Genomic DNA, 21,606 nt, shown 5'->3' with positions numbered 1-21,606 from the left:
CAAACTAACTAGTTCGACATACGGGATAAAATTTGACTTTCCGGGCGTGTCCTTTAACTCCTAATTATGAAAATCGGTATTGTTTGTTACCCGACCTTCGGGGGCAGTGGCGTAATAGCCACCGAACTGGGCAAGGCGCTGGCCAAAGTGGGACATCAGGTGCACTTTATCACGTACTCGCAACCGCAGCGGCTTGATTTCTTCAATGAAAACCTCTATTACCACGAAGTCAATATTCCGGCTTACCCGTTGTTTCAGTACCCTCCCTATGAGTCGGCGCTGTCGAGCGAAATGGTGCATGTGGCCAAATACATGAAACTGGACTTGCTACACGTGCATTACGCCATTCCCCATGCGTCGTCGGCCTACCTGGCCAAGCAGATTCTGGCCGCGCAGGGCATCCATATTCCGGTAATCACCACGCTGCATGGTACGGACATAACGCTGGTCGGCAAGGACTCTTCCTACGAGCCCGTCGTAACCTTCAGCATCAATCAGTCCGACGGCATCACGGCTGTTTCAGAATTCCTGAAGGCGGATACCTACCGGCATTTTGCCGTTACCAAAGATATTGAGGTTATTCCCAACTTCATAGACCTGGAACGCTTCAAACGGCAGAAGAAGGATCATTTCAAGTTGGCGATCTGTCCGAACGACGAAAAACTGATCGTCCATACGTCCAATTTCCGCAAAGTGAAGCGTATCGACGATGTCGTTATGATTTTCCATAAATTGCGTCAACAGGTACCTAGTAAACTACTGCTCGTAGGCGATGGTCCCGACCGGGCCCGCATCGAAAAAATGTGTATGGAACTGGGGATGTTTTCTGACGTGCGGTTCCTGGGCAAGCTCGACGCCATCGAGGAGGTACTTTCCGTGGCAGACTTGTTCCTGATGCCTTCCGAAAGCGAAAGTTTTGGCCTGGCGGCTTTGGAAGCCCTTGCTTGTGAGGTACCTCTCATTACGACCAACGTAGGCGGCTTACCCGAACTGAACGTGCAAGGTGTGACGGGCTTCTTAAGCGATCTGGGTGATGTGGACGATATGGTGAAAAATGCCGTCATCATACTGAAAGACGAAAACTTACCTACCTTCAAGGAGAATGCCTTAGCACGGGCTAAAGAATTCGATATCACCCGTGTACTGCCGCTATACGAAAAATATTACGAAGGCATTTTAGAAGCTAGTCGGGCAACTGTTTGATTAGGTACGCTGGCATGAACCTTTTGGGTGTACGGATTGTGTTCCTAATGGAACCTCATCCTTAAATTCAGAGAAACCATGCTACCCAATATTCCCCAGACCGATAAAAAACGGATTGTCATCGTTGGAGCCGGATTTGCAGGCTTGGAAATCGCACAGCGGCTTTCCAAGCATTCCGACGTACAGATTGTGCTGCTCGACAGGAACAATTACCATCAATTCCAGCCCCTGTTCTATCAAGTGGCCACGGCGGGGCTAGAGCCCAGTTCTATCTCTTTCCCTTTGCGGAAAATATTTCAGTCGTGCAAAAACGTCCATATTCGTATTACACAAGTGCACCGTATCAATCCCGACCAGAAGTCCATAGAAACCGGTCTGGGTACGATCACCTTCGATGAGTTGGTTATCGCCACGGGGGCTGACACGAATTATTATGGCATGAAGGAGATTGCCGCCCGCTCTATTCCGATGAAATCGGTGTCGGAAGCACTGGCGCTACGCAATCGGATGCTGCAGAATTTTGAAGAGGCGGTATCGGCCGAAACCCAGGCTGAGCGGGACGCGCTACTGAATGTGGTAGTGGTAGGTGGCGGCCCCACGGGGGTAGAATTGGCAGGTACCCTGGCCGAAATGAAAAAATTTATCCTGCCCAAGGATTACCCCGACCTGGACTTCGATTCCATGCAAATTTACCTGCTGGAAGGTAGCCCTGACGTACTTGGCGTGATGTCGGACGAAGCCTCAGCCAAAGCCCGAAAGTACTTGGATGAACTGGGAGTAATCGTAATGACTGGGCAAGTCGTTACCAGCTTCGACGGTCAGGAGGTATTGACCAAACAGGGGCTGAAACTATATACCACCAACCTCGTGTGGGCTGCTGGCGTGAAAGCATGTCCGCTGGGTGGCTTCGCTCCTGAAACGCTCGGCCGCGGTGGTCGCTTAAAAGTTAATGCTTTTAGTCAGGTAGCCGGCTTCGATACGGTATATGCCCTGGGCGATGTGGCAACCATGACCGGTGATGACAAGTACCCTGAAGGACATCCCCAACTGGCTCAGGTAGCGATTCAACAGGCCAAGCACCTGACCAAAAATCTGAAGCGGAAATTGGATGGCAAGCCCTTCGAACCTTTCCAGTACCGTGACCTGGGTACCATGGCTACCGTGGGGCGTAATCTGGCGGTGGTGGATCTGCCCTTTTGGAAGTTCCAGGGCTTTTTTGCCTGGCTTGTGTGGATGTTCGTTCACCTAGTTTCCATTGTCGGAGTCAAGAATCGCCTGCTTGTGTTCATCAATTGGATCTGGAACTATATCACCTACGACCAATCCCTGCGTCTCATTATCCGTCCCAAGCCCCTACCTTCGGAAATTAACGAGACTGAAAACAATAAAGAATTAGAGGAAATCCGGTAGAGAAACTGATGCTGTAGACTGGCCCGAAGGCCAGTCTACACTTGTAAAATGGCAATACTAGTGCCCCCAATATGCCGGATGCCGTGACAGCGGGAATCGCCCTGATACAATTCATTCAGAGCATCACGTACTCCCTCCCAATTGGTGTAGTCATGCCACAAAATGATGCCTCCGGGCGCAAGAATGTCGAATGCCCTTCGGGTGTCGTTTAACACGTATTCGTACGCATGAGAACCATCGATGAAGACCATATCCATGGATTTGTGATAGGGCGAAAAATCAAAGGTGGCCGAATCACCATAAACCTGCGTAATCTGTGAGCGTACAGGGTGGTCCAGGAAACGCTCACCCGAGCGTTGTTTCTTTACGTACCGTGCTTCTCCCACGGCAATTTTCATCTTGGTGTTTGCTAACTCCTCACTGGGAAGATCCAACGTAACGATTTCAGCCTTCCTGGCATTCAGGGCCATATTCAACGTGGTCCGCCCTTCGAAGGTACCAATTTCAAAAATTTTCTTCGGCTTGAAATGATTCACCAGGTTGCTGATTACTTTCAGCTCAAATTCGGTCGTATATCCGAATCCACATTCATTTACCCCTTCATAAATAGCCGAGTCATTGTCCAGAAGTTCCAGAATATCGGTTTTAGGAATAATGTAAAGGTCTTGGGGGGTAAAATCCTCATCGGGTATCATCGGAGCGTATACCTGGTAGAGTGAGAGCAACCTTTGGCGGGCATCTTCCTGGGCGAGCCCCAGTGTCATTGTGAATCCGATCCGGCGAAGTGCCCCTAAGTATAGAGTGATTGTGTCTTTGAGCCGTTTCATAAAACTACCTGAGGGAGATTTGTGTAGCTATGATTTCGAGATTTTATTTCATAATAACAAAAATAATGCCCTGTTTTAAAAGTCAAAATCGCGAACTCCTGATTTCAAGGCTTCCCCATGTTCTATTTCCTTCTATCCGTAGTATTTACGGTAGCCTTGTACCTGATCATGCGGGCCTACCCCCGCTACCAGGTACAGTCCTTTCATGCCATAGTGTTTAATTATTACTCCTGCGTTGCGACGGGTCTGATCCTGTCTCCGGATTTAGGTCGGTATGCCCGGGTTGAATGGACTTCCAACGCTACGCTCCTCACACTGGCATTGGGGACGATGTTCGTTGTAGCCTTTGTACTTATTGGCCAAACTACTCAAAAAGTGAGCGTCACAGCCGCTTCGCTGGCGGCCAACATGTCGCTGGTCATTCCTGTTCTCTTTGGCTTGTTTGTTTTCAAAAATGCCAATAAGCTATTCACCATCTGGAACTACCTGGGCCTAGTACTGGCCCTCGTGGCCTTGGCCCTGGGAGCCATTCAGAAAAAACCGGAGACTCGACCTGGACTTATTGAAGTTCCACTCAGCGGGCTGGTTCTACTGCTACCCCTCCTGACATTCCTGGCGAGCGGCACTAACAATACCCTGATCAATTATTTGAGTATGAGTTACTATCGACCTGAGGAAGTCACGATTTTTATGGTCATTTCCTGTATTGGCGCAGTGATAGTGGGTACCTTGCTGCTTTTAGGAAGGGTACTTTTCAAACACGAACGCGTTTCGAGCCGCAGTCTGGTGGGCGGACTCATTCTGGGGGTACCTAATTTTCTGTCTTTTTATTTTTTGCTCAAAGCCCTGGGAGCATTTGGCAATAGTGCAGCGTTTGTCTTCCCGATTTACAACATTCTGACCATGATGGCCTCCGCTGCAGCGGCCTGGCTGCTGTTCCGTGAAAAACTCAATCCACTGAATCGACTGGGGTTAGCACTGGCGGTGGTTGCCATACTGCTAATTTCCTATCAGGAATTAGGGCTGAACTAAATTCTGGGAGTCCGGCTACTAAGCGAAACAAATAGAAAAGTCTGGGATGACGATTTAAGAACCTACCTCCGTTTTCTTTTCCAAATTGAAAAGATCGTTGAGTACGTCGATGAGAGTTTCGGCTTCACCACGCTTGCAGGCGGCTTTAAGTTGTAGTACAGGAAGTTTGATGATCTTCTGCATCATGCTGGACGTGATGCGATCCATCTTAATGGCTTCTTCTTCGGAAAGAGATTTGGTAAAGCGCGCCATTTCCTCTTGCCGAATTTGTTCGAGGGCATTTTTGAGTTTGTTGATCGTAGGTGAAACGATCATTTCCTTCGACCAGTCGTTGAATTCGGCGATGGATTCCTCGATGATGGTACGTACCGCGGGAACGGCATCGAGCCGACGGGCCAGTGCGGCGTTGGCGCGGGCACGGATCGTGTCGATATTGTACAGCATCATACCAGCTACCTGCTCTACCTCCGGCTCCACGCTACGGGGCACCGAAAGATCGATGAAGTATTTGTAGGTAAGTCCACCCAGGGATTTCACCATCGTTCTGGTGAAAAAAGGCTGATCGAGTTTAAGCGAAGAAATAATCACGTCGGCGCGTCGAAGTTCCGCCTCCATATCCTCAAAGTCGGCTACGCGGTATCCCCGGTTTTGGGCCAGTCGCTCGGCTTTGGCGCGGGTACGGTTGATCAGCGTAATGTCTACGCTTTCCTTCTGAGTCAGATTTTTGCACACATCGGTTCCGATTTCGCCCAGACCCACAACCAGTATTTTCGGATTCAGAGTGAGAGTTTCTACCAGTTCCACCGCTGCATAGGATATCGAAGCCGCCCCATCACGGAAGCAGGTTTCCTGCGCCACGCGTTTGTTGGCAAAAAATATGGTATGCATCAGGCGGTGCAGGAAGGGCCCCGCCATATTCATATCGGCCGCCCACTGATAGGCCTGCTTGATCTGATTAGGAATCTGCATGTCGCCCACTACTTGCGAGTGCAAGCCCGTGGCCACTTCGAACAGGTGCCGGACAGCATCATCGCCACCAGTATAATTCTCAAAGTAGGGGGTGTAGTACTCTGTGTCCGTCAGACCTTTGTGAACGAGCAACAGCATAATCAAATCAGCATTCAGGTTCTTGGAGGAAGTGTAGTAAATCTCGGTTCGGTTGCAGGTGGATACCACCAGTACGTCGGACACTTCGAAGAACTCCTTCAGGCGCAGCATCAGAGCTTTGGCCTCTTCTTCGTTTAGTGCAATTTGCTCCCTGATTTCCAAAGGAGCGGTTCGGTATGAGATACTTACGGACTTGAACTGATTGTACATTAGGCTATTCTGAATTCTAAGGGCAAATTTACGCTACAATCTTTACAATACGAAACGGCGTGCAAACCGGATAAGTTTATTTAGAAGCTATATAAATTGTTCTAAAATATTTCTGCTAAATTCACACCGAAAGGTAGAAGAAACTATGACCCAAGTCATTTGCTAAACTGATGAAGCAACGAAAATTTGGTTTAAAAACAGCATTTCATGCTTTTAAACGTTATACTGAGTAAAGCATTCTACCCTCCTTTTGTACTCAAAAGCCAGCTTCTGGCTTTACCAATTTATGAATGGACCCCAAGTCAAACCCGAGCGCACTGGATTTCGTATGCAGCCTGTGGCTCTGCTTAATAGCCTGAAGCTGCGTCGTTCGTTATTGGATTCGTATGGGCAAAAGAACATCTACAAATTTGTAATCGGCTTCAATCTGTTTCTGATCAGTATCGGTTCGCTTTTTTATACCAACAACCTCGTGGGAAAACTGGAAGAACGGGAACTGCGACAGGTGAAGCTATTTGCCGAATCCCTGCGGTACGCCATTAACAGCGACTACGACGAGGACCTGAATGGAATCATGGAAATGATCCGGGAGGCCAACACGTTTTACGAGATTCCGGCTATTTATGTCGATGAAAACAATATGCCCGCTGCCCATAACAATCTGGCCTTCCCGACCAACGCCAGCCCTGAAACCCAGGAACGGCTGATCGAGGAAAATCTGGCCAAAATGAAGGCACAGCATAGTCCTATTCCCGTGGAGTTGGGCGAGGGGCGAATCGGAAACGTTTACTACAGTAACTCCTTCTTGCTCACGCAGCTGCGTTACTACCCCTATATTCAGCTGTCAGGTATCTTCATCATCGGTTTCCTGGCTTACCTGGCGTTTAGTTCAGCCCGGAAGGCCGAGCAGAATCAGGTGTGGGTAGGACTGGCGAAGGAAACCGCCCATCAGTTGGGTACCCCGCTTTCGTCGCTCATGGCCTGGACCGAGTACTTCCGTTCCGATCCCGACATGGATCCTTCCATCGCGGAAGAAATTGAGAAGGATGTCCAAAGGCTCGAAATGATTACGACGCGCTTTTCCAATATCGGCTCCGTGCCGACGCTGAAAGAAGAAAAAGTAGCCGAAGTGGTAGCCGGTTTCATCAAGTACCTACAGCGGCGTGTCTCGTCCAAAGTGAAGTTCTTCATCGATGATCAGCTCAACGAAGGTCAAACGGTGCTACTCAACCGTAACCTTTTCGAATGGGTGGTGGAAAATATTTGCAAGAATGCCGTGGATGCAATGGGCGGGGTAGGTGAAATCAAGATTTCGCTCGTACCCATGATAGCTCAGAATGAAGTAATCATCGACATCCAGGATAACGGCAAGGGTATGAGCAAGGCCAATGTTGCCAAGATATTCCGTCCGGGATTCAGTACCAAAAAGCGGGGCTGGGGACTGGGCCTGACTTTGGCCAAACGAATCATCGAAAACTACCACGACGGCAGACTCTTCGTGAAAAGTTCTGAACTGGGAAAAGGCACTACCTTCAGGATTGTGATGCAGATAGCCGGCAAGGCAGGCGTATAAGTCGGATGCGTTATTGATCGATAGGTACCGAAATCGTATCGGTTTCGACAACATTGCTGGCCCGCAGGGCACGATCACGAATCCGTACTTTGAACTTCACTACGCTAAGTTTGGAAAACCGCGAATAAAAATACGTCTGGGAAAGATCTAGCTTCCCTTTGATGGGGCCTGGTTTTCCGTCCCGTTTCAATGTTGGGAAAAAGAGCTTACTGGTAACCGAAGAAGGTAGCTCCTGGAAACTCCCATTGGCATCTTTTTTCAAGATAGTCAATTCGTAATTCCCCCATTCCTTATAGATGGTATTGAGCGCATTGGTGTCACGCTCCTCGGGCGATACCCCCAGATCACCATCACCATCTTCAAAATCGATTGTGATAACCACCGAGTCCTTTTTGGCGGTTGGCCCCGAAAAAGGATCTGGAACCGTAAACTTGTCGATGTTATTGAACTGAATGCTGGGTGTGTCGTCAAAATTGGGTGTGTCGATGCAGCTTGAAAGCCCCAGAATCAGGAACAGCCCGGCGAAAAACGGGTAACGCATAGTATATTTGAAATTTTTATTCACGAAAGTAACAGGATTGGAATCAGCAAGCAATAGCCGTTTATCGGAATACCGGCACATTCTCCGCCGCCAGATACGTGAGGTCACCCCCGCCACATTTGAAGAGGTGGCCCTGCGGGTGTTCCGGTATCAGGCCGACCATAATCCCGTGTACCATGCCTATCTGGCCCATCTTAATCATCAAAATGACCGCCCCGAACGGCTGGCAGAGGTCCCTCATCTCCCCATTCAATTCTTCAAGCACCACACTATCCGAACCGGCCAGCCGCCCGTTCCGGCGGTCAATTTTGAAAGTAGTGGTACTACCAGCTCCACGTACAGCGTCCACCCGCTCTATGATGCATTCCTCTACCAGTCCCTCAGTCAGCGCATTTTCGAGCAGGAATACGGGCCGCTGAATCACTTTCACATATTAGCCCTGCTACCTTCCTACCTTGAACGAAACAATTCGTCTTTGGTGTATATGGTCCGGCATTTTATTGACCAGACCGGCTCACCTTTTTCGGGATTTTACCTGCACGATACCACCGCCCTAACTACCCAACTCCGTTCACTGGCTACAAACTCCGAGGACAAACGGCAGGTACTGGTGCTGGGTGTCACCTTCGCCCTGTTGGATTGGGCGGAAAGTGCTATTGATTTTTCGTTTCTACAACAATTGCCAAACCTGATTGTGATGGAAACCGGGGGCATGAAGGGCCGCCGCCGTGAAATGCTGCGCGAAGAGGTACACGATGTACTGATGGAAAAACTGAATTTGCCCCGGATTCATTCGGAATATGGCATGACCGAACTTCTTTCTCAGAGTTATTCGTCAGGGGCAGGACTTTTCCGACCCGGAGCCACGATGCGTGTACTGCTCCGAGACCCCAATGACCCGTTCGAGGTACATGCATATGGCGGATTTGAAGGTACCGGCGGTATCAATGTCGTGGATCTGGGTAACCTGGATTCGTGCAGCTTCATCGAAACCCAGGATTTGGGTCGGTTTGGGCCTGAAAAAGATTCGTTTTACGTCATGGGTAGGTTTGATAATTCCGACGTCCGGGGCTGCAATCTGATGGCTTTGTGATTTTTGTGTTTTGTGTTTTGTGTTTTGTGTTTTGTGTTTTGTGTTTTGTGTAAAGAAAGCTCGAATTGGATCATATTCTACTGATTGTCAGCCGTTTATCCTCAAATGAGGTGAAAAACAATTCAACAAAAAACAAAAAAACAACTACACTTGCCCGGCGTAAGTCTTCACATCGTCGAGGTTGATTTTATCGCCGCACAAGATGACTAGTCGCTCCACTACGTTGCGGAGTTCGCGGACATTGCCCGTCCAGGACAATGATTTAAGGTACTCCATAGCTTCGGGCAAAATCTCCTTCACCGAGCTATTGTACTCATCGGCGATATCGCACAGAAATTTGTTGGCCAGTAGCGGTATATCCTCGCGGCGCTCCGTCAGGGGTGGCACATGAATCACTATCACGCTCAAACGGTGGAAAAGGTCTTCGCGAAAATTACCTTCCTGAATTTCCTTTCGCAGGTCCTTATTAGTAGCGGCAATTACCCTCACATTCACTTTCACCTCTTTTTCGCCACCCACGCGCGTAATCTTGTTTTCCTGCAAAGCCCGCAGTACTTTGGCCTGAGCCGACAGGCTCATATCCCCGATCTCGTCCAGAAAAATGGTACCCGTGTTGGCCTGTTCAAACTTGCCAATGCGTTGCTTGATAGCTGAGGTAAAGGCGCCTTTTTCGTGCCCGAATAACTCACTTTCGATGAGCTCGCCCGGAATGGCAGCGCAGTTGACTTCCACCAGTGGCATGTGAGCCCGGGAGCTTTTACCGTGAATTTGCTTGGCTACCAGTTCCTTGCCCGAACCGTTAGGCCCCGTCACCAGTACCCTGGCCTCGGTAGGTGCCACCCGATCTACGGATTCCTTCACGCGCCGGATAGCATCCGAGTCGCCTACCATTTCGTAGATCTTGTAAATCCGTCTTTTAAGCTCACTTGTTTCCGAAACCAGCTTGTATTTCTCAATCGCATTCCTTACGCTGATCAACAGACGGTTGAGATCGGGGGGCTTGCTCACGAAATCAAAGGCCCCACGCTTGGTAGCTTCCACCGCGTTTTCGATATTACCGTAAGCGGTAATCATAATAAACTGGGTGCTCCGGCCGGCTTCGCCGGCTTTGAGTAGCAGATCAAGCCCTCCAAGCTTAGGCATCGCCAGATCGCAGAGAGCCACATAGTAATTGTCATTTTTTATTTTTCTAAGTCCCTCTTCACCATCCCGGGCTTCATCCACTTCGTAGCCTTCGTATTCAAGAATATCCCGCAGTGCCTCGCGAATATTATCTTCATCATCTATGATGATAATTTTGACCATAAGTTTTGGGGCTTTAAAATAGATGTAGTCGCTATCGTTTTTTCAAAATTAGAAAAGATTGAACATTATACCCCTTCCAACCTGATTTTCTTTATGTATCCCCCATCCAGCGAAAGTAAATGAAATTTCAGGCAGAATTCGGGAATTCGTATTGAGAAGCTCATTCTTAGCACAAATAAAGGTTTCATACATTCCCTGTCTTGTAACTTACAAAGCCAATTATTGAAAAGAATTGACAGTATTATTAATAAATTACAGGATCAATTGCTTATGATTGGTTCGCCTTATAATAAATTTTATGTCACCTTTACAGGCGATTACTTTATATTTAAAGTTCACGGTCCCCTGGGTTCATTCGACGCAATTCAACTATGAATAAAACACTACGCCACTATTTTATCGGAAGCCTGCTGAGCTGGGGGCTTGCCTCCACTACCCTCGCCCAGAGTCTTCCAATTCCTGTTCCGGGTCCGTCAAAAAACACTCAACAGAAGGCGCAGGCCGACGAACGACGGAAAGCCTTTCAGACCTACCTTGAGAGCGATCCTGACTATCAGCTTTTGAAGGCCGTCCCTGCCGATAGGAACGAAGACCAGCCCGAGCTACGCGAAAAACACGAAATAGTGATTACAATGGACCCTGACACCAAGCGGGTACCCTACGAGCAACTCGAAAACTCACGCCAGGAAATACAGGGTACCCTTAGCCAACCACAGTTCAACCTGTCGGCCACCGTCTGGACTGAGCGGGGGCCCAACAACATCGGAGGCCGCACACGGGCCATTCTGTTTGATCCCAATGATGCTACTAAAAAGAAGGTATGGGCGGGAGGCGTAGCTGGGGGACTTTGGTTCAACAATGACATAACGGATGCCAATTCAAGCTGGCAAAATGTGGATGATTTTTGGGAGAATCTGGCTATCAGCAGCTTGGCCTACGATCCTACCAATCCGCAGATCATGTACGCAGGGACGGGTGAAGGGTACGGAAATGTAGATGCTGTTCGAGGAGGCGGAATATGGAAAACCACGGACGGAGGTGGTACCTGGAACAGGCTCAACAGTACCATACCTACTGTGGGGGGAGTTATACGACTCTCGGGGGTGCCTTCCAGAATGTGCAGGATATTGTAGTGAATGCTAGTGGGACGGTATTTGCAGGCACCCAGTATGGCATGGTAAAATCGACCGACGGGGGAGTCAACTGGTCGTTTGTGCATCAGCCGGGCACGGGATATTTTAATTTTGTGTCCGACCTGGAAATCGGGGTGGATGGCGTCCTATATGCCGGCTATGGGCACTTATTCGTCGGAAATGGAAGCGGAAAACTTTATAAATCAGTAGATAACGGCTCAACCTGGACAAATATCACCCCAAGCGGAGCCAATGGTTCGAGGGTAGAAATCGCACTTGCTCCCTCTACTTCGGGTTCGAGCCAGGTGGTGTATATTGCGATTCGCTACGACCCGCCCACTTCCGTTTCTTCCGCCAAAGACATCCAACTGTTCAGAAAATCGACCAATGCAGGTAGTACCTGGGCTTCTGTAACCATACCTACTTACACAGGAGGGGATCACTTCACGGGCGGACAGGGCTGGTACGATCTGATACTGGCCGTGCATCCCACCAATTCCAACTTCCTATACGCGGGGGTACCAGCATCACCCGCTCGTTCAATGGCGGTTCTACTTGGGCGGATGTACTCAACTACGGGTATACGCATCCGGACCAACACGCCATCGTGTTCCGTCCGGGCACACCCGATGGTGTGATATTGGGCAATGATGGAGGGATTTACTATTCTTCTTCTGCCGGCAATACCGCCACAACCACTAATTCGCTCAATTACGGTAGCCGCAATAAGAATTATAATATTACCCAGTATTACTCCATCGCTCAGAAAAACGTAGCGGGTAATAACTACCTGCTGGCGGGCGCCCAGGACAATGGTACCCACCACCTATCGGCCGCTCCGCCCGCCCTGGGTGCCGGTTCTAGTTCAACTGGAGGAGATGGCATGCTGTGCTTTATTGATCAAGACGATCCGAACGTGCAGATTTCGTCGTATCAGTACAACAGTCACAACCTGCTGAATGGCAATGGTACCTTCATTACTGAGATCGTCCCTTACGGCACGGGTGGGCAATTTGTTAACCCGGTGGATTATGACAGCCAAAACAACATTCTGTACTCATTCCAGAACAACACGCTGTTTTCAGTGGTACGCAACGTAGGTACCACCAACAACCTCTACGACCTAGGCCTGGCCTTGCCGGGTACTTCTTTCATAAAAGTAGCCAAATCGCCCAATACCATTTTTGTGGGTACCAGCAGCGGAGGCGTGTACCGGGTTACCAATACCAACCAGGCCAACGCCACCCCTACCCAGATCAACAGTGGTTCGTCCATGGTAGGCAATGTGTCGAGTATCACGGTAGGATCTAATGATAATCAGCTGCTGGTGACGATCTCTAATTATAATGTCAATTCGGTGTGGTACACCGAGGACGGGGGGCTACCTGGCTTAACAAAGACAATGCCACACTACCCAACATGCCTATCCGCTACGGCCTGTTCAATCAGTTGGATATGAGCCAGGTGATGCTGGCTACCGAAATGGGTGTATGGGCGACCAACAACTTCCTGGCGACTAACCCTACCTGGGCCGCTATCAACAACAGCCTGGCACACGTGCGCTGCGACTGGCTGCACTACCGCGCTGCCGATGGACAGGTAGCCGTAGGTACCCACGGCCGGGGGATGTTCAGCACCGATGCGTTCTCGACGGCCAATGCCCCCATCAGCCTCACAATCACCAGTACATTACCGGCCAGCATCTGTAAGGGACTTTCGTTTCCAATTGAAATTTTCGCTACCGGAGCCTTCTCGCAGGGGAATGAGTTTCAGTTAGAGCTCTCCAATTCCAGCGGTAGCTTTACCAGTGGAACGGTACTTATCGGTACCTCGGCCACCACCACCGTGACGGCCCTCATCCCGGATACCGAAGATCTGCCAGTCGGATCGAACTACTACATCCGGGCCAAATCCACCGCGCCTGAGGCGTTCAGTGTGGAAGCCGGTCCGTTCACCATTTCAGAAGGAGGACTGTTGTTCGCGGCGACCATGCCCGTGGTTTCTGATCCAACTCCGGACGGCTTTACTGTAGCAGCCTCACTGAATGCCCCGGGGAAGGCGTACTTCGTGGTACTGGGCGACAATGCCCCCGTGCCTACCAACGAGCAGATTAAAAACGGCAAAGCTCCCGATGACAAAACCGCCCTGAAATGGGGGGTGCTGGATATTCCAGCCGCCAATACCACCGCTTCGCTTCTGGTATCGGGCCTCATGCCGGGTATAAACTATGATGTCTATTTTTTCAAAGAAGCGACTGGTCCGATAACCTCTTGTGCGGGCGAATTGCCCGTGAAACGCGATATCCTGACCAGCGGATCGCCGTTGGCCTACTGTGTGCCTACCTACAGTCAAGGATGCTCGCTGGGCGTGGTAGTGGCCGATTTCCAGCTCACCAATACCAATCTGACGTACTTCAATACGGGCTGCTCGCCGGGAAGCTTTGGCTACTTTGGCAACACCTCTACACCCCTGGCGCAGGGGCAATCCTACCCTTTCGTCTTCAAGACCTATATTGATTCTACAGGTACCTACTATCCCCAGCATATCGCGATCTGGATCGACCTGAATCGAAATGGCACCTTCGAGGTATCCGAGCGGTTGTATCGAAGTACGGGAACCTCCGTTTCCAATACCTGGTCAGGCACCCTTGCTATTCCCGCCAATGCTACCCCTGGCATGACCCGCCTGCGCATCCGCACGCAGTATGCCGAACACGGCACCGTTGATGATCCCTGTGAAACCTATGCCTATGGTGAAGCGGAGGACCACCTGATTACCCTTGAAGACAACAGCGTGATTGTGTCGGCCCAAACCGGTGACTGGGATATGGGTACCACCTGGGTAGGAGGCCAGGCTCCCACCGGAAATCAGAAGGTTATTATCCAGCCAGGACACATAGTGCGCATCAATGGCCTCAGCGTAAGTGCCAAAGAGGTCAGTCTGGTAAACGGAACCCTGGATGTGGTCAACAACGGTCTTTTACTGCTCAATGGGCAATAATTAGTAACGCTAAATTTTAAAATAGGGCAAAAAAAGGACCGGTCACGCAAGCGCAACCGGTCCTTTTTTTGTAAAACTCACACTGAATATCTCAGCAACCCTCCGGTCCGCATACCTCGCCCTGCACGGCTTGCAGCATTTCATCACGTACCGTCCCCAGCGCTTGCACAAACACCTCGGCGGGTTGGGCGCCCGAGATGCCATATTTGTTGTTAAGGATAAAGAAAGGTACCCCACTTACACCCAGGCTCTGGTAATGGGTGATCTCCTGCCTGACGGCAGAGCCAATAGCATCGTCGGCGAGAATACTGACGATTTTCTCAAGATCCCAGCCGTAAGGCGAGAATAGCTCCGTCAAAACAGCCTCGTCTCTCAAATCTTTCCCATCCGTGAAATACGCTTTGAACAGCATTTCTTCGGCTTCAGGCTGGAAACCTTCCTGACCCGCCACGTGTAGCAGCTTGTGCAGCGGCAAAGTGTTGATCGCCGTCGAAATCGCATCCATCCGGAAGTCGATCCCTGCCTGCTTTCCTACCTGCGTCAGATGCTCCGACATTTGCTGAATTCGGCCCGGATCGCCAAATTTTTTGATGAAGTACTTTTTCCGGTCGAGCCCTTCGTCCGGAATCGTGGGATCAAGCTGGAAAGGATGCCAGTTGATCTCTACATCGGCCGGATTGCCCAGCTCATTCAATGCCGATTCCAGCCTTTTTTTGCCCACGTAACACCAGGGACACACTACATCGGAAACAATATCGATCGTTATTTTTTCTTTTATCAGGTCGTTCATAGAGTAAATTTTGATATAAACCGTTTTATTATTAACGGACTTAGGCACCTATTAATTCATCGCATCGGCTTCTCCGCTTTCCTTACACAACTCTTCTGATTCCAATAATCCGCAAGCTCCCATAGGGGAGTTAATTGGCGACGCTTCGTTCTTTTTTTCAAAAAACAGGCTATATTAGTAGCTATTGTATTTATCGAATGTATTTTTACATTCTTCATTGTTAACCCTTACCAGTATCATTATGATGAATAGACGTGATGCTCTTGGCCGTGTGGCGTTGTTGATGGGAAGTGCCGTTACGGCTCCCACAATAATCGCTTTTCTGGACGGCTGCAAGACTAAAGATGCCGCTACCGGAGCCAGCTTTGGCTTCGATACGGATCAGCTCAACCTGGTGTCAGAAGTGGCGGAAGTCATTATTCCTAAAACCGATACCCCCGGTGCCAAAGATGCCAACGTGGGCGAGTTTGTGCAGAAAATGCTCAAAGACTGCTACTACGAAAAAGACCAGAAAAGCTTCATGGACGGCCTGGCCAAACTGGAAGATAAAGACTTCATGAAAGCCTCGGCCGAAGAACGGACCACTCTGCTGACAGCCGCCGAAAAAGAATCCATGGATGAACTGGCCCGCATCGGCGAGGAGCGCAAAAAAGCTCAGGAGGCCGGTCAGTCCTTCGAAGAACCGGGGGTACCTTTCTTCCGGCTTATGAAGGAACTGACTTTGTTGGGGTACTTCACCTCCGAGCAGGGTGCCCAGCAAGCGCTGGTGTACGTGCCCGTGCCGGGTCGTTACGATGGCTGCATAGACTTGGAACCTGGCCAGAAAGCCTGGGCCATGTAGGTGTAGAAATCTTGAGCTATTATAAATTTTAAGCTATTAGCTGATGGCTCGTAGCTAATAGCCTCCTATTCTTACCTTATAATCAATGTGATAGCATCATATTGAGTTTTCGATTTCAATTATTCAAAAGCCATAGGCTATCAGCCAATGGCTATAAGCTAAAAAACAACCGATGAACCTAAACATAAAAGCCAAGCAGCAAGCTACATACGATGCGATCGTCGTTGGATCGGGCATTAGTGGCGGATGGGCCGCTAAAGAGTTGACCGAAAAAGGCCTGAAGGTACTCATGCTCGAAAGGGGGCGTGACATCAAGCACGTGACCGACTACAAAACGGCTACCCTGGCTCCCTGGGAATTTGAACACCGCGGACGCCCAACCACCATGGCCCGGGAAGAATACTGGGCGGGGTTCCGGACGGGGTACACTGCCAATGAAGAACACCGGTATCTTTTCGAGAACGATAAGGAAAATCCTTACAAGGAAACCCGGCGTTTCGACTGGATACGTGGCTACCATGTGGGCGGACGCTCGCTGCTGTGGGGACGCCAGAGCTACCGCTGGAACGCGACTGATTTTGAGGCCAATGCCAAGGAAGGGCTGGGTACTGACTGGCCCATTCGTTACAACGATATAGCGCCCTGGTACGATTACGTAGAAAAGTTTGCGGGTATCAGCGGTTCGCGCGATGGGCTGGATGTGCTACCCGACGGACAGTTTCTGCCGCCTATGCAGATGAACTGCGTGGAAACTAAGATCAAGAGTGATGTAGAGTCGAAATTCGCTGGCCGCAAGATCATCATTGGCCGGGTAGCCCACCTCACGCAGCCACAGGCTTTCCACACCGAGCTGGGCCGGGCCGCCTGTCAGTTCCGGAACATGTGTATGCGCGGCTGTCCTTATGGAGCCTATTTCAGCACCCAGTCGGCTACCCTGCCCGCCGCTACCAAAACGGGTAATCTGACTTTACTTCCCGATTCAATCGTGTCGGAAGTTATTTTTGACGATAAAGCCGGAAAAGCAACGGGCGTTCGGGTGATCAATCAGAACAATCCCGGCGACGTGAAGGAATACTTTGCGAAAGTAATTTTCCTGAATGCTTCGGCCATTCCGTCCACGACCATACTGATGAAATCCAAGTCGGACCGCCATCCCAATGGCCTCGGCAACGAAAGCGACCAGCTGGGCCGTAACATCATGGACCACCACCTGGCGGTAGGAGCCTCGGGTACCGTGGAAGGTTTCCAGGATAAGTACTACTTTGGCCGTCGTGCCAATGGCATCTATGTACCCCGCTACCGCAACTGGGGCAATGACAAGCGCGACTACGTGCGGGGCTTTGGGTACCAGGGCGGTGGCAGCCGGCAAAGCTGGAGCCGGGGCGGTAGCATGGCCGGCTTCGGAGCCGATTTTAAAGCGCAAATCTCCCAACCCGGCGAATGGAACATGGGTATGGGCGGTTTCGGCGAGATGATCCCGAACCCGGACAACCGCTTTACGCTCTCGACCGAAACGGATAAATGGGGAATGCCCATTGTGGTATTTGATGCAGCCTACGGCGATAACGAGAAGAAAATGCGTATCGACATGATGAACGACGCCGCCGAAATGCTCGAAGCCGCCGGCGTCAAGAACGTCAATCCGTACAACGACGAGTCCAAAGCACCCGGCATCGGTATTCACGAAATGGGTACCGCCCGCATGGGTACTGACCCTAAGAACTCGGTGCTCAACAAGCACAATCAGGTGTGGGGCGCCGAAAATGTCTACGTGACCGACGGTGCCTGCATGACTTCGGCCTCCTGCGTCAACCCTTCGCTCACCTACATGGCCCTGACGGCCCGCGCCGCCGACCATGCCGTGAGTGAGTTGAAAAAACAAAATGTGTAGAGGGCACTGTAAATCTTCAACCCCTAGTAGGTAAACTTTAAAATGCCTCCGCCTTGTTCATGAGGCGGAGGCATTTCACTTTATAAAGACTTTCCTATGGTACCTTTCTCTCGTAAAATCGTCCTGCTGGCCATACTCTTTGCCACCTTTTCAAACGGATTCGGGCAAACGTTGGAGTCGTCCAACCTACCGATCCTGATCATCGATACCAAGGGCCAGGAAATTCCGAACGAACCCAAAATCATCGCGACGATCAAGATAATCGACAATGGAGCGGGCAAACGGAACACGGTCACGGACCAACCTACCTACGCCGGAAAGATCGGGATCGAGCAGCGCGGATCTACTTCGCGGATGTTTTTTCCCAAGAAACCTTACGGCTTCGAACTGCGCGATACATCCGGGATCGAAGGAATAAGCGCTTCGGTACTGGGTTTGCCCTCGGAAGAAGACTGGGTGCTGAACGCCACTTTCAACGATAAAACACTGCTGCGGGATGTACTGACGTATGATCTGTACCGTAGTTACAGTCCCTACTATGCGCCCCAGCACAAGTTCTGCGAAGTGATCATCAATGGTACCTACGAGGGAATCTACATTCTTTTTGAAAAAATAAAGCGGGATAAAAACCGGGTGAATATTTCCAAACTGGAACCCAAAGACAACTTGGGGGATGCCCTGACGGGCGGGTACATCCTGAAAATAGACAAGACCGAAGGGAACGTTTCGCGCCAGTGGACTTCTCCCTACCTACCGCCGAACAGTCCCCAATTCACGACTCCCATTCAGGTCGAGTACCCGAAGTTTGAGGATATGACCGAGCCGCAGTTCGAGTACATCAAGAAGTACGTGACTGATTTTGAGAACACTCTCAAAAGCCCTGCCTACGCCGATTCCGCACAGGGTTACGCCCGCTACATCGATGTAAACTCGTGGGTAGATTACCTCATCCTCAGCGAAGTGTGTCGCAATGTGGACGCCTACCGCCTCAGTACTTTTTTTTATAAGGACAAAGACAGCAAGGGCGGCAAGCTCACGATGGGGCCGATCTGGGACTATAACCTGGCCTACGGCAATGCCGACTACTGCAACGGAGAAAAGACCGAGGGTTGGGCTTTCGATTTCAACCGGGTGTGCCCGAATGATGGTTTCCAGATGCCTTTCTGGTGGGACCGCCTGCTGGAAGACCGCAACTTTGCCCGCAAGGTACGACTGCGCTACCAGGCGCTGCGGCCTACAGTCCTTAAAACCGAGACGATCCACCGCTACATCGACTCCACGGCTACTGTGTTGCAGGAGGCCCGCGTCCGCAATTTCACGCGCTGGACGGTGATCGGGCAGAAACTTTGGCCGAACTTCTACGTCGGCTCCACCTACGAAGACGAGGTAGGGTACCTCAAAGCGTGGATCACGCGCCGCTTGGCCTGGATGGACCAGGAACTGATGACCTTCGGGGCCGACATCACCGCCACCGAACCCACCGTGCTGCCTTTTCAGTTCAGCGTATTTCCCAATCCTGCCTCCACCGAAGTACAGGTTTCATTCCGACTGGACCACGCTGCTGTTGTAAAGGTACAGGTGTACGATTTGTGGGGCCGGGTACTTCGGGAAGGTACCCCAGGATACCTCGCGCCGGGCGATCACCTCGTTACTCAATCCCTACCTACCTCCAGTGCTGAGGTTCAGTTTTTGGGCTTAGAAGTAGATGGAAAACGAATGGTGGTTAGGAAGATTTTGCGGGAGTGAGGGAGCATCGTTCTATAAAGAATAATAAAGAAACGGCTTAACAATACAAAAAATACGACTTGCAAAGTACCATTGCAAGTCGTATAAATCCAAAACAATACAAAAAGCACGACAAAACTTTTGCATATTTACGAGTTGTACGTCATGCTGAGAAATTTCCATTTACTCAAAATAAAATGTTATGGAGAGGTTTATTATTTTAATGCTAATGGTAATTCCAATAATAGGTTTTTCACAAAAAATATCAGAACAATCAAGCGAGCGAATCTATTTACCTTCTGACTTAATAGAAGGAAGATTTTTCCTAAAAATTCCTACGATCAAGGGAGATACGATTTTAGGGTTTTGTGACACAGGTGGCGGATATACCGCAATTTACAACTCAACAGTAAAAAAGCTTGGTTTAGAGTTAAAAGTCAACGTATTAAACATAGACGGCGACACTACTAAATATATTTTTGCAAAAGAGATATATGATAACCGTAACATTCCCTATCCACAGATTCCAAATTATTTTAAAACTCACATAGACATTCCTTTCATTGAAGCTCCTGACGATGATAAAGAGAGCATATTTTTTGCAAAATTTGTTAACTATCAAATTTTTTTAGGACAATTTTTCTTCATAAATAATGCCTGGACGTTTAATTACATAACAGGAGAAATGTCAGTAAACACTCCGCTTTCAAAAGATAAAGTGGACGAAAATATTCAGGTTCTCGGTTTTAAAAAAGATAGGAAGGGGAACAAACGATTCGGGCATCCAAGCATGATATTGATAATCGATGGAAAAGTAATTGATTTTCTATTTGATACAGGGTCTACATTTTTATTAAGCGATAGTGGAAAGGCAAAATTAGGCATTGAGGAGAACGCAACCGCAGGCTCCTTTATAGCAAAAAGTCTTTTCAACGAGTGGCATCTTCAACATCCTGATTGGAGAATAATTGAAAAAGGAGAAGTTACAGGTGCAGATTTAATTGAAGTTCCCGAAGTAAAAGTTGGAAACCTGACAGCGGGACCAGTTTGGTTTGCTAAGAGACCTGATGAAGCATGGTCCAAAGGAATGATAGGGAGTATGGACAAAGTAGTTAAAGGTGCTATCGGAGGTTCTTTTTTAAAATATTTTAAAGTTATAATTGACTATAACAGTGAGTTAATAAAATTTGAAAAATAGCACACCCATAAAAAGCACGAATGTACAACATGGGTATTGCTACAAGTGTGGCAATATGTTATAATCATCGGCTGTAGTTCGCTATCAGTGGATGGAATTCTGATGGGCTTTTAGTAGTTATCTTGTACTTTTAATTCTTTAGTGGGCAGCGGTTATGGGCTGGACATTCATTGAATTCTACACCTGCAGCAATACCTGTTCATTCATAATAACGCACCTAAAGACAAAAAATCCAGAATCCATTAAAACAAAACCCAAACTATGGATGCTCAAAAATTTGCCGAAGCTTGGATCAGAAGCTGGAATACCCGAGATCTGGACGATATTCTCACGCATTATACCGACGACGTAGAGATAACTACCCCGATGATCAAAATCGCATTAGGCGTGGATCACGGTACTTTGAAAGGAAAAGAAAACGTAGCCGATTACTGGCGGCGCGCCCTGCAAAAGCTACCTGATCTGCATTTTGAATTGCTCGATGTGACGGTGGGCGTCAATTCGGTGGCTTTATATTACAAATCGGTGCTGAATAAAAAATCCATTGAAGTCATGTTCTTCGACGAACAGGGAAAAGTCAACAAAATAATCGCGCACTACACCGAATAAATAAGTACCCTTACCTCTTTCAAATCGATAACCCTGAAGCGCATAGCTGCCTAGCTTCTTCTGTTTACTGGCCTATTACCAATCCCTAAACCTTTACCTGCAATTTATGATAAATCGA

19 protein-coding genes are annotated in these 21,606 nt (G+C 49.3%); 14 read left to right on the top strand and 5 right to left on the bottom strand.

Annotation, left to right across the window (positions count from 1 at the left end; genetic code table 11):
* Window positions 1–66 precede the first annotated feature (66 nt).
* Both bshA and GBK04_RS19520 read left to right on the top strand, forming a co-directional pair.
* Window positions 67–1,203, top strand: coding sequence for an N-acetyl-alpha-D-glucosaminyl L-malate synthase BshA (bshA, locus tag GBK04_RS19525; protein ID WP_152762569.1), 1,137 nt, complete (start codon window positions 67–69; stop codon window positions 1,201–1,203).
* A 78-nt stretch (window positions 1,204–1,281) separates the two neighbouring features.
* Complete coding sequence (locus GBK04_RS19520; protein WP_152762567.1) at window positions 1,282–2,613, top strand: NAD(P)/FAD-dependent oxidoreductase; 1,332 nt, start codon at window positions 1,282–1,284, stop codon at window positions 2,611–2,613.
* 35 nt (window positions 2,614–2,648) lie between these two features.
* On the opposite strand, the gene GBK04_RS19515 is transcribed toward GBK04_RS19520, so the two are convergent.
* Window positions 2,649–3,440: a class I SAM-dependent methyltransferase gene (locus GBK04_RS19515; RefSeq protein WP_152762565.1), complete on the bottom strand. Its 792-nt coding sequence runs from the start codon at window positions 3,438–3,440 to the stop codon at window positions 2,649–2,651.
* 117 nt (window positions 3,441–3,557) lie between these two features.
* Here GBK04_RS19515 and GBK04_RS19510 point away from each other — a divergent pair, with 117 nt between their 5' ends.
* Window positions 3,558–4,472, top strand: coding sequence for a hypothetical protein (locus GBK04_RS19510; RefSeq protein WP_152762563.1), 915 nt, complete (start codon window positions 3,558–3,560; stop codon window positions 4,470–4,472).
* Window positions 4,473–4,526: 54 nt separating this feature from the next.
* On the opposite strand, the gene hemA is transcribed toward GBK04_RS19510, so the two are convergent.
* A complete protein-coding gene (gene hemA / locus GBK04_RS19505; RefSeq protein WP_152762561.1) occupies window positions 4,527–5,789 on the bottom strand; it encodes a glutamyl-tRNA reductase in 1,263 nt (420 codons plus the stop codon).
* A 286-nt stretch (window positions 5,790–6,075) separates the two neighbouring features.
* Here hemA and GBK04_RS19500 point away from each other — a divergent pair, with 286 nt between their 5' ends.
* Window positions 6,076–7,362 carry a sensor histidine kinase gene (locus GBK04_RS19500; RefSeq protein ID WP_152762559.1) on the top strand — a complete coding sequence of 429 codons (1,287 nt, stop codon included), beginning with the start codon at window positions 6,076–6,078 and terminating at the stop codon, window positions 7,360–7,362.
* 10 nt (window positions 7,363–7,372) lie between these two features.
* Here GBK04_RS19500 and GBK04_RS19495 read toward each other — a convergent pair whose 3' ends face one another.
* Window positions 7,373–7,903, bottom strand: coding sequence for a hypothetical protein (locus GBK04_RS19495; RefSeq protein ID WP_152762557.1), 531 nt, complete (start codon window positions 7,901–7,903; stop codon window positions 7,373–7,375).
* A gap of 37 nt (window positions 7,904–7,940) precedes the next feature.
* Here GBK04_RS19495 and GBK04_RS19490 point away from each other — a divergent pair, with 37 nt between their 5' ends.
* Complete coding sequence (locus tag GBK04_RS19490) at window positions 7,941–8,996, top strand: acyl transferase (protein ID WP_152762555.1); 1,056 nt, start codon at window positions 7,941–7,943, stop codon at window positions 8,994–8,996.
* Between the two features lie 144 nt (window positions 8,997–9,140).
* On the opposite strand, the gene GBK04_RS19485 is transcribed toward GBK04_RS19490, so the two are convergent.
* Complete coding sequence (locus GBK04_RS19485; protein WP_152762553.1) at window positions 9,141–10,301, bottom strand: sigma-54-dependent transcriptional regulator; 1,161 nt, start codon at window positions 10,299–10,301, stop codon at window positions 9,141–9,143.
* A 371-nt stretch (window positions 10,302–10,672) separates the two neighbouring features.
* Here GBK04_RS19485 and GBK04_RS19480 point away from each other — a divergent pair, with 371 nt between their 5' ends.
* Genes GBK04_RS19480 through GBK04_RS19465 form a run of 4 tightly spaced genes read left to right on the top strand, consistent with a single transcriptional unit; the run spans window position 10,673 to window position 14,434 of the window.
* Window positions 10,673–11,434: a WD40/YVTN/BNR-like repeat-containing protein gene (locus tag GBK04_RS19480; RefSeq protein WP_152762551.1), complete on the top strand. Its 762-nt coding sequence runs from the start codon at window positions 10,673–10,675 to the stop codon at window positions 11,432–11,434.
* Window positions 11,320–12,072: a WD40/YVTN/BNR-like repeat-containing protein gene (locus tag GBK04_RS19475; protein ID WP_152762549.1), complete on the top strand. Its 753-nt coding sequence runs from the start codon at window positions 11,320–11,322 to the stop codon at window positions 12,070–12,072. The genes GBK04_RS19480 and GBK04_RS19475 overlap by 115 nt, the downstream gene beginning before the upstream one ends.
* Window positions 12,042–12,893: a hypothetical protein gene (locus GBK04_RS19470; RefSeq protein ID WP_152762547.1), complete on the top strand. Its 852-nt coding sequence runs from the start codon at window positions 12,042–12,044 to the stop codon at window positions 12,891–12,893. Before GBK04_RS19475 ends, GBK04_RS19470 begins: the two co-directional genes overlap by 31 nt.
* Entirely contained in the window at window positions 12,794–14,434 is a 1,641-nt protein-coding gene (locus tag GBK04_RS19465) for a GEVED domain-containing protein (protein ID WP_373331147.1), read from the top strand. The genes GBK04_RS19470 and GBK04_RS19465 overlap by 100 nt, the downstream gene beginning before the upstream one ends.
* A 91-nt stretch (window positions 14,435–14,525) precedes the next feature.
* On the opposite strand, the gene GBK04_RS19460 is transcribed toward GBK04_RS19465, so the two are convergent.
* On the bottom strand, window positions 14,526–15,224 hold the full coding sequence (locus GBK04_RS19460) for a DsbA family oxidoreductase (RefSeq protein WP_152762542.1): 699 nt from the start codon (window positions 15,222–15,224) through the stop codon (window positions 14,526–14,528).
* Between the two features lie 241 nt (window positions 15,225–15,465).
* Here GBK04_RS19460 and GBK04_RS19455 point away from each other — a divergent pair, with 241 nt between their 5' ends.
* From GBK04_RS19455 to GBK04_RS19435, 5 genes are all read left to right on the top strand, one after another.
* On the top strand, window positions 15,466–16,065 hold the full coding sequence (locus GBK04_RS19455; protein WP_373331146.1) for a gluconate 2-dehydrogenase subunit 3 family protein: 600 nt from the start codon (window positions 15,466–15,468) through the stop codon (window positions 16,063–16,065).
* 172 nt (window positions 16,066–16,237) lie between these two features.
* Window positions 16,238–17,956, top strand: a complete 1,719-nt coding sequence (locus tag GBK04_RS19450) for an FAD-dependent oxidoreductase (RefSeq protein WP_152762540.1) — start codon at window positions 16,238–16,240, stop codon at window positions 17,954–17,956.
* 96 nt (window positions 17,957–18,052) lie between these two features.
* Window positions 18,053–19,702 carry a CotH kinase family protein gene (locus GBK04_RS19445; protein WP_152762538.1) on the top strand — a complete coding sequence of 550 codons (1,650 nt, stop codon included), beginning with the start codon at window positions 18,053–18,055 and terminating at the stop codon, window positions 19,700–19,702.
* Between the two features lie 181 nt (window positions 19,703–19,883).
* On the top strand, window positions 19,884–20,879 hold the full coding sequence (locus tag GBK04_RS19440; protein WP_152762536.1) for a hypothetical protein: 996 nt from the start codon (window positions 19,884–19,886) through the stop codon (window positions 20,877–20,879).
* Window positions 20,880–21,140: 261 nt separating this feature from the next.
* A complete protein-coding gene (locus tag GBK04_RS19435) occupies window positions 21,141–21,488 on the top strand; it encodes a nuclear transport factor 2 family protein (RefSeq protein WP_152762534.1) in 348 nt (115 codons plus the stop codon).
* Window positions 21,489–21,606 lie beyond the last annotated feature (118 nt).

The organism is Salmonirosea aquatica, from assembly GCF_009296315.1.
In the GTDB taxonomy this organism is placed as follows: Bacteria; Bacteroidota; Bacteroidia; order Cytophagales; family Spirosomataceae; genus Salmonirosea; species Salmonirosea aquatica.
This window is presented reverse-complemented; position numbering and strand designations above follow the sequence as displayed.

Coding starts and splice junctions, on each gene's coding strand:
- GBK04_RS19520 (WP_152762567.1), top strand. CDS start 1,282: ATGCTACCCAATATTCCCCAGACCGATAAAAAACGGATTGTCATCGTT.
- GBK04_RS19435 (WP_152762534.1), top strand. CDS start 21,141: ATGGATGCTCAAAAATTTGCCGAAGCTTGGATCAGAAGCTGGAATACC.
- GBK04_RS19475 (WP_152762549.1), top strand. CDS start 11,320: ATGGAAAACCACGGACGGAGGTGGTACCTGGAACAGGCTCAACAGTAC.
- GBK04_RS19450 (WP_152762540.1), top strand. CDS start 16,238: ATGAACCTAAACATAAAAGCCAAGCAGCAAGCTACATACGATGCGATC.
- GBK04_RS19485 (WP_152762553.1), bottom strand. CDS start 10,301: ATGGTCAAAATTATCATCATAGATGATGAAGATAATATTCGCGAGGCA.
- GBK04_RS19500 (WP_152762559.1), top strand. CDS start 6,076: ATGAATGGACCCCAAGTCAAACCCGAGCGCACTGGATTTCGTATGCAG.
- GBK04_RS19440 (WP_152762536.1), top strand. CDS start 19,884: ATGGAGAGGTTTATTATTTTAATGCTAATGGTAATTCCAATAATAGGT.
- GBK04_RS19445 (WP_152762538.1), top strand. CDS start 18,053: ATGGTACCTTTCTCTCGTAAAATCGTCCTGCTGGCCATACTCTTTGCC.
- GBK04_RS19515 (WP_152762565.1), bottom strand. CDS start 3,440: ATGAAACGGCTCAAAGACACAATCACTCTATACTTAGGGGCACTTCGC.
- GBK04_RS19510 (WP_152762563.1), top strand. CDS start 3,558: ATGTTCTATTTCCTTCTATCCGTAGTATTTACGGTAGCCTTGTACCTG.
- GBK04_RS19495 (WP_152762557.1), bottom strand. CDS start 7,903: ATGCGTTACCCGTTTTTCGCCGGGCTGTTCCTGATTCTGGGGCTTTCA.
- bshA (WP_152762569.1), top strand. CDS start 67: ATGAAAATCGGTATTGTTTGTTACCCGACCTTCGGGGGCAGTGGCGTA.
- GBK04_RS19480 (WP_152762551.1), top strand. CDS start 10,673: ATGAATAAAACACTACGCCACTATTTTATCGGAAGCCTGCTGAGCTGG.
- GBK04_RS19460 (WP_152762542.1), bottom strand. CDS start 15,224: ATGAACGACCTGATAAAAGAAAAAATAACGATCGATATTGTTTCCGAT.
- hemA (WP_152762561.1), bottom strand. CDS start 5,789: ATGTACAATCAGTTCAAGTCCGTAAGTATCTCATACCGAACCGCTCCT.
- GBK04_RS19455 (WP_373331146.1), top strand. CDS start 15,466: ATGATGAATAGACGTGATGCTCTTGGCCGTGTGGCGTTGTTGATGGGA.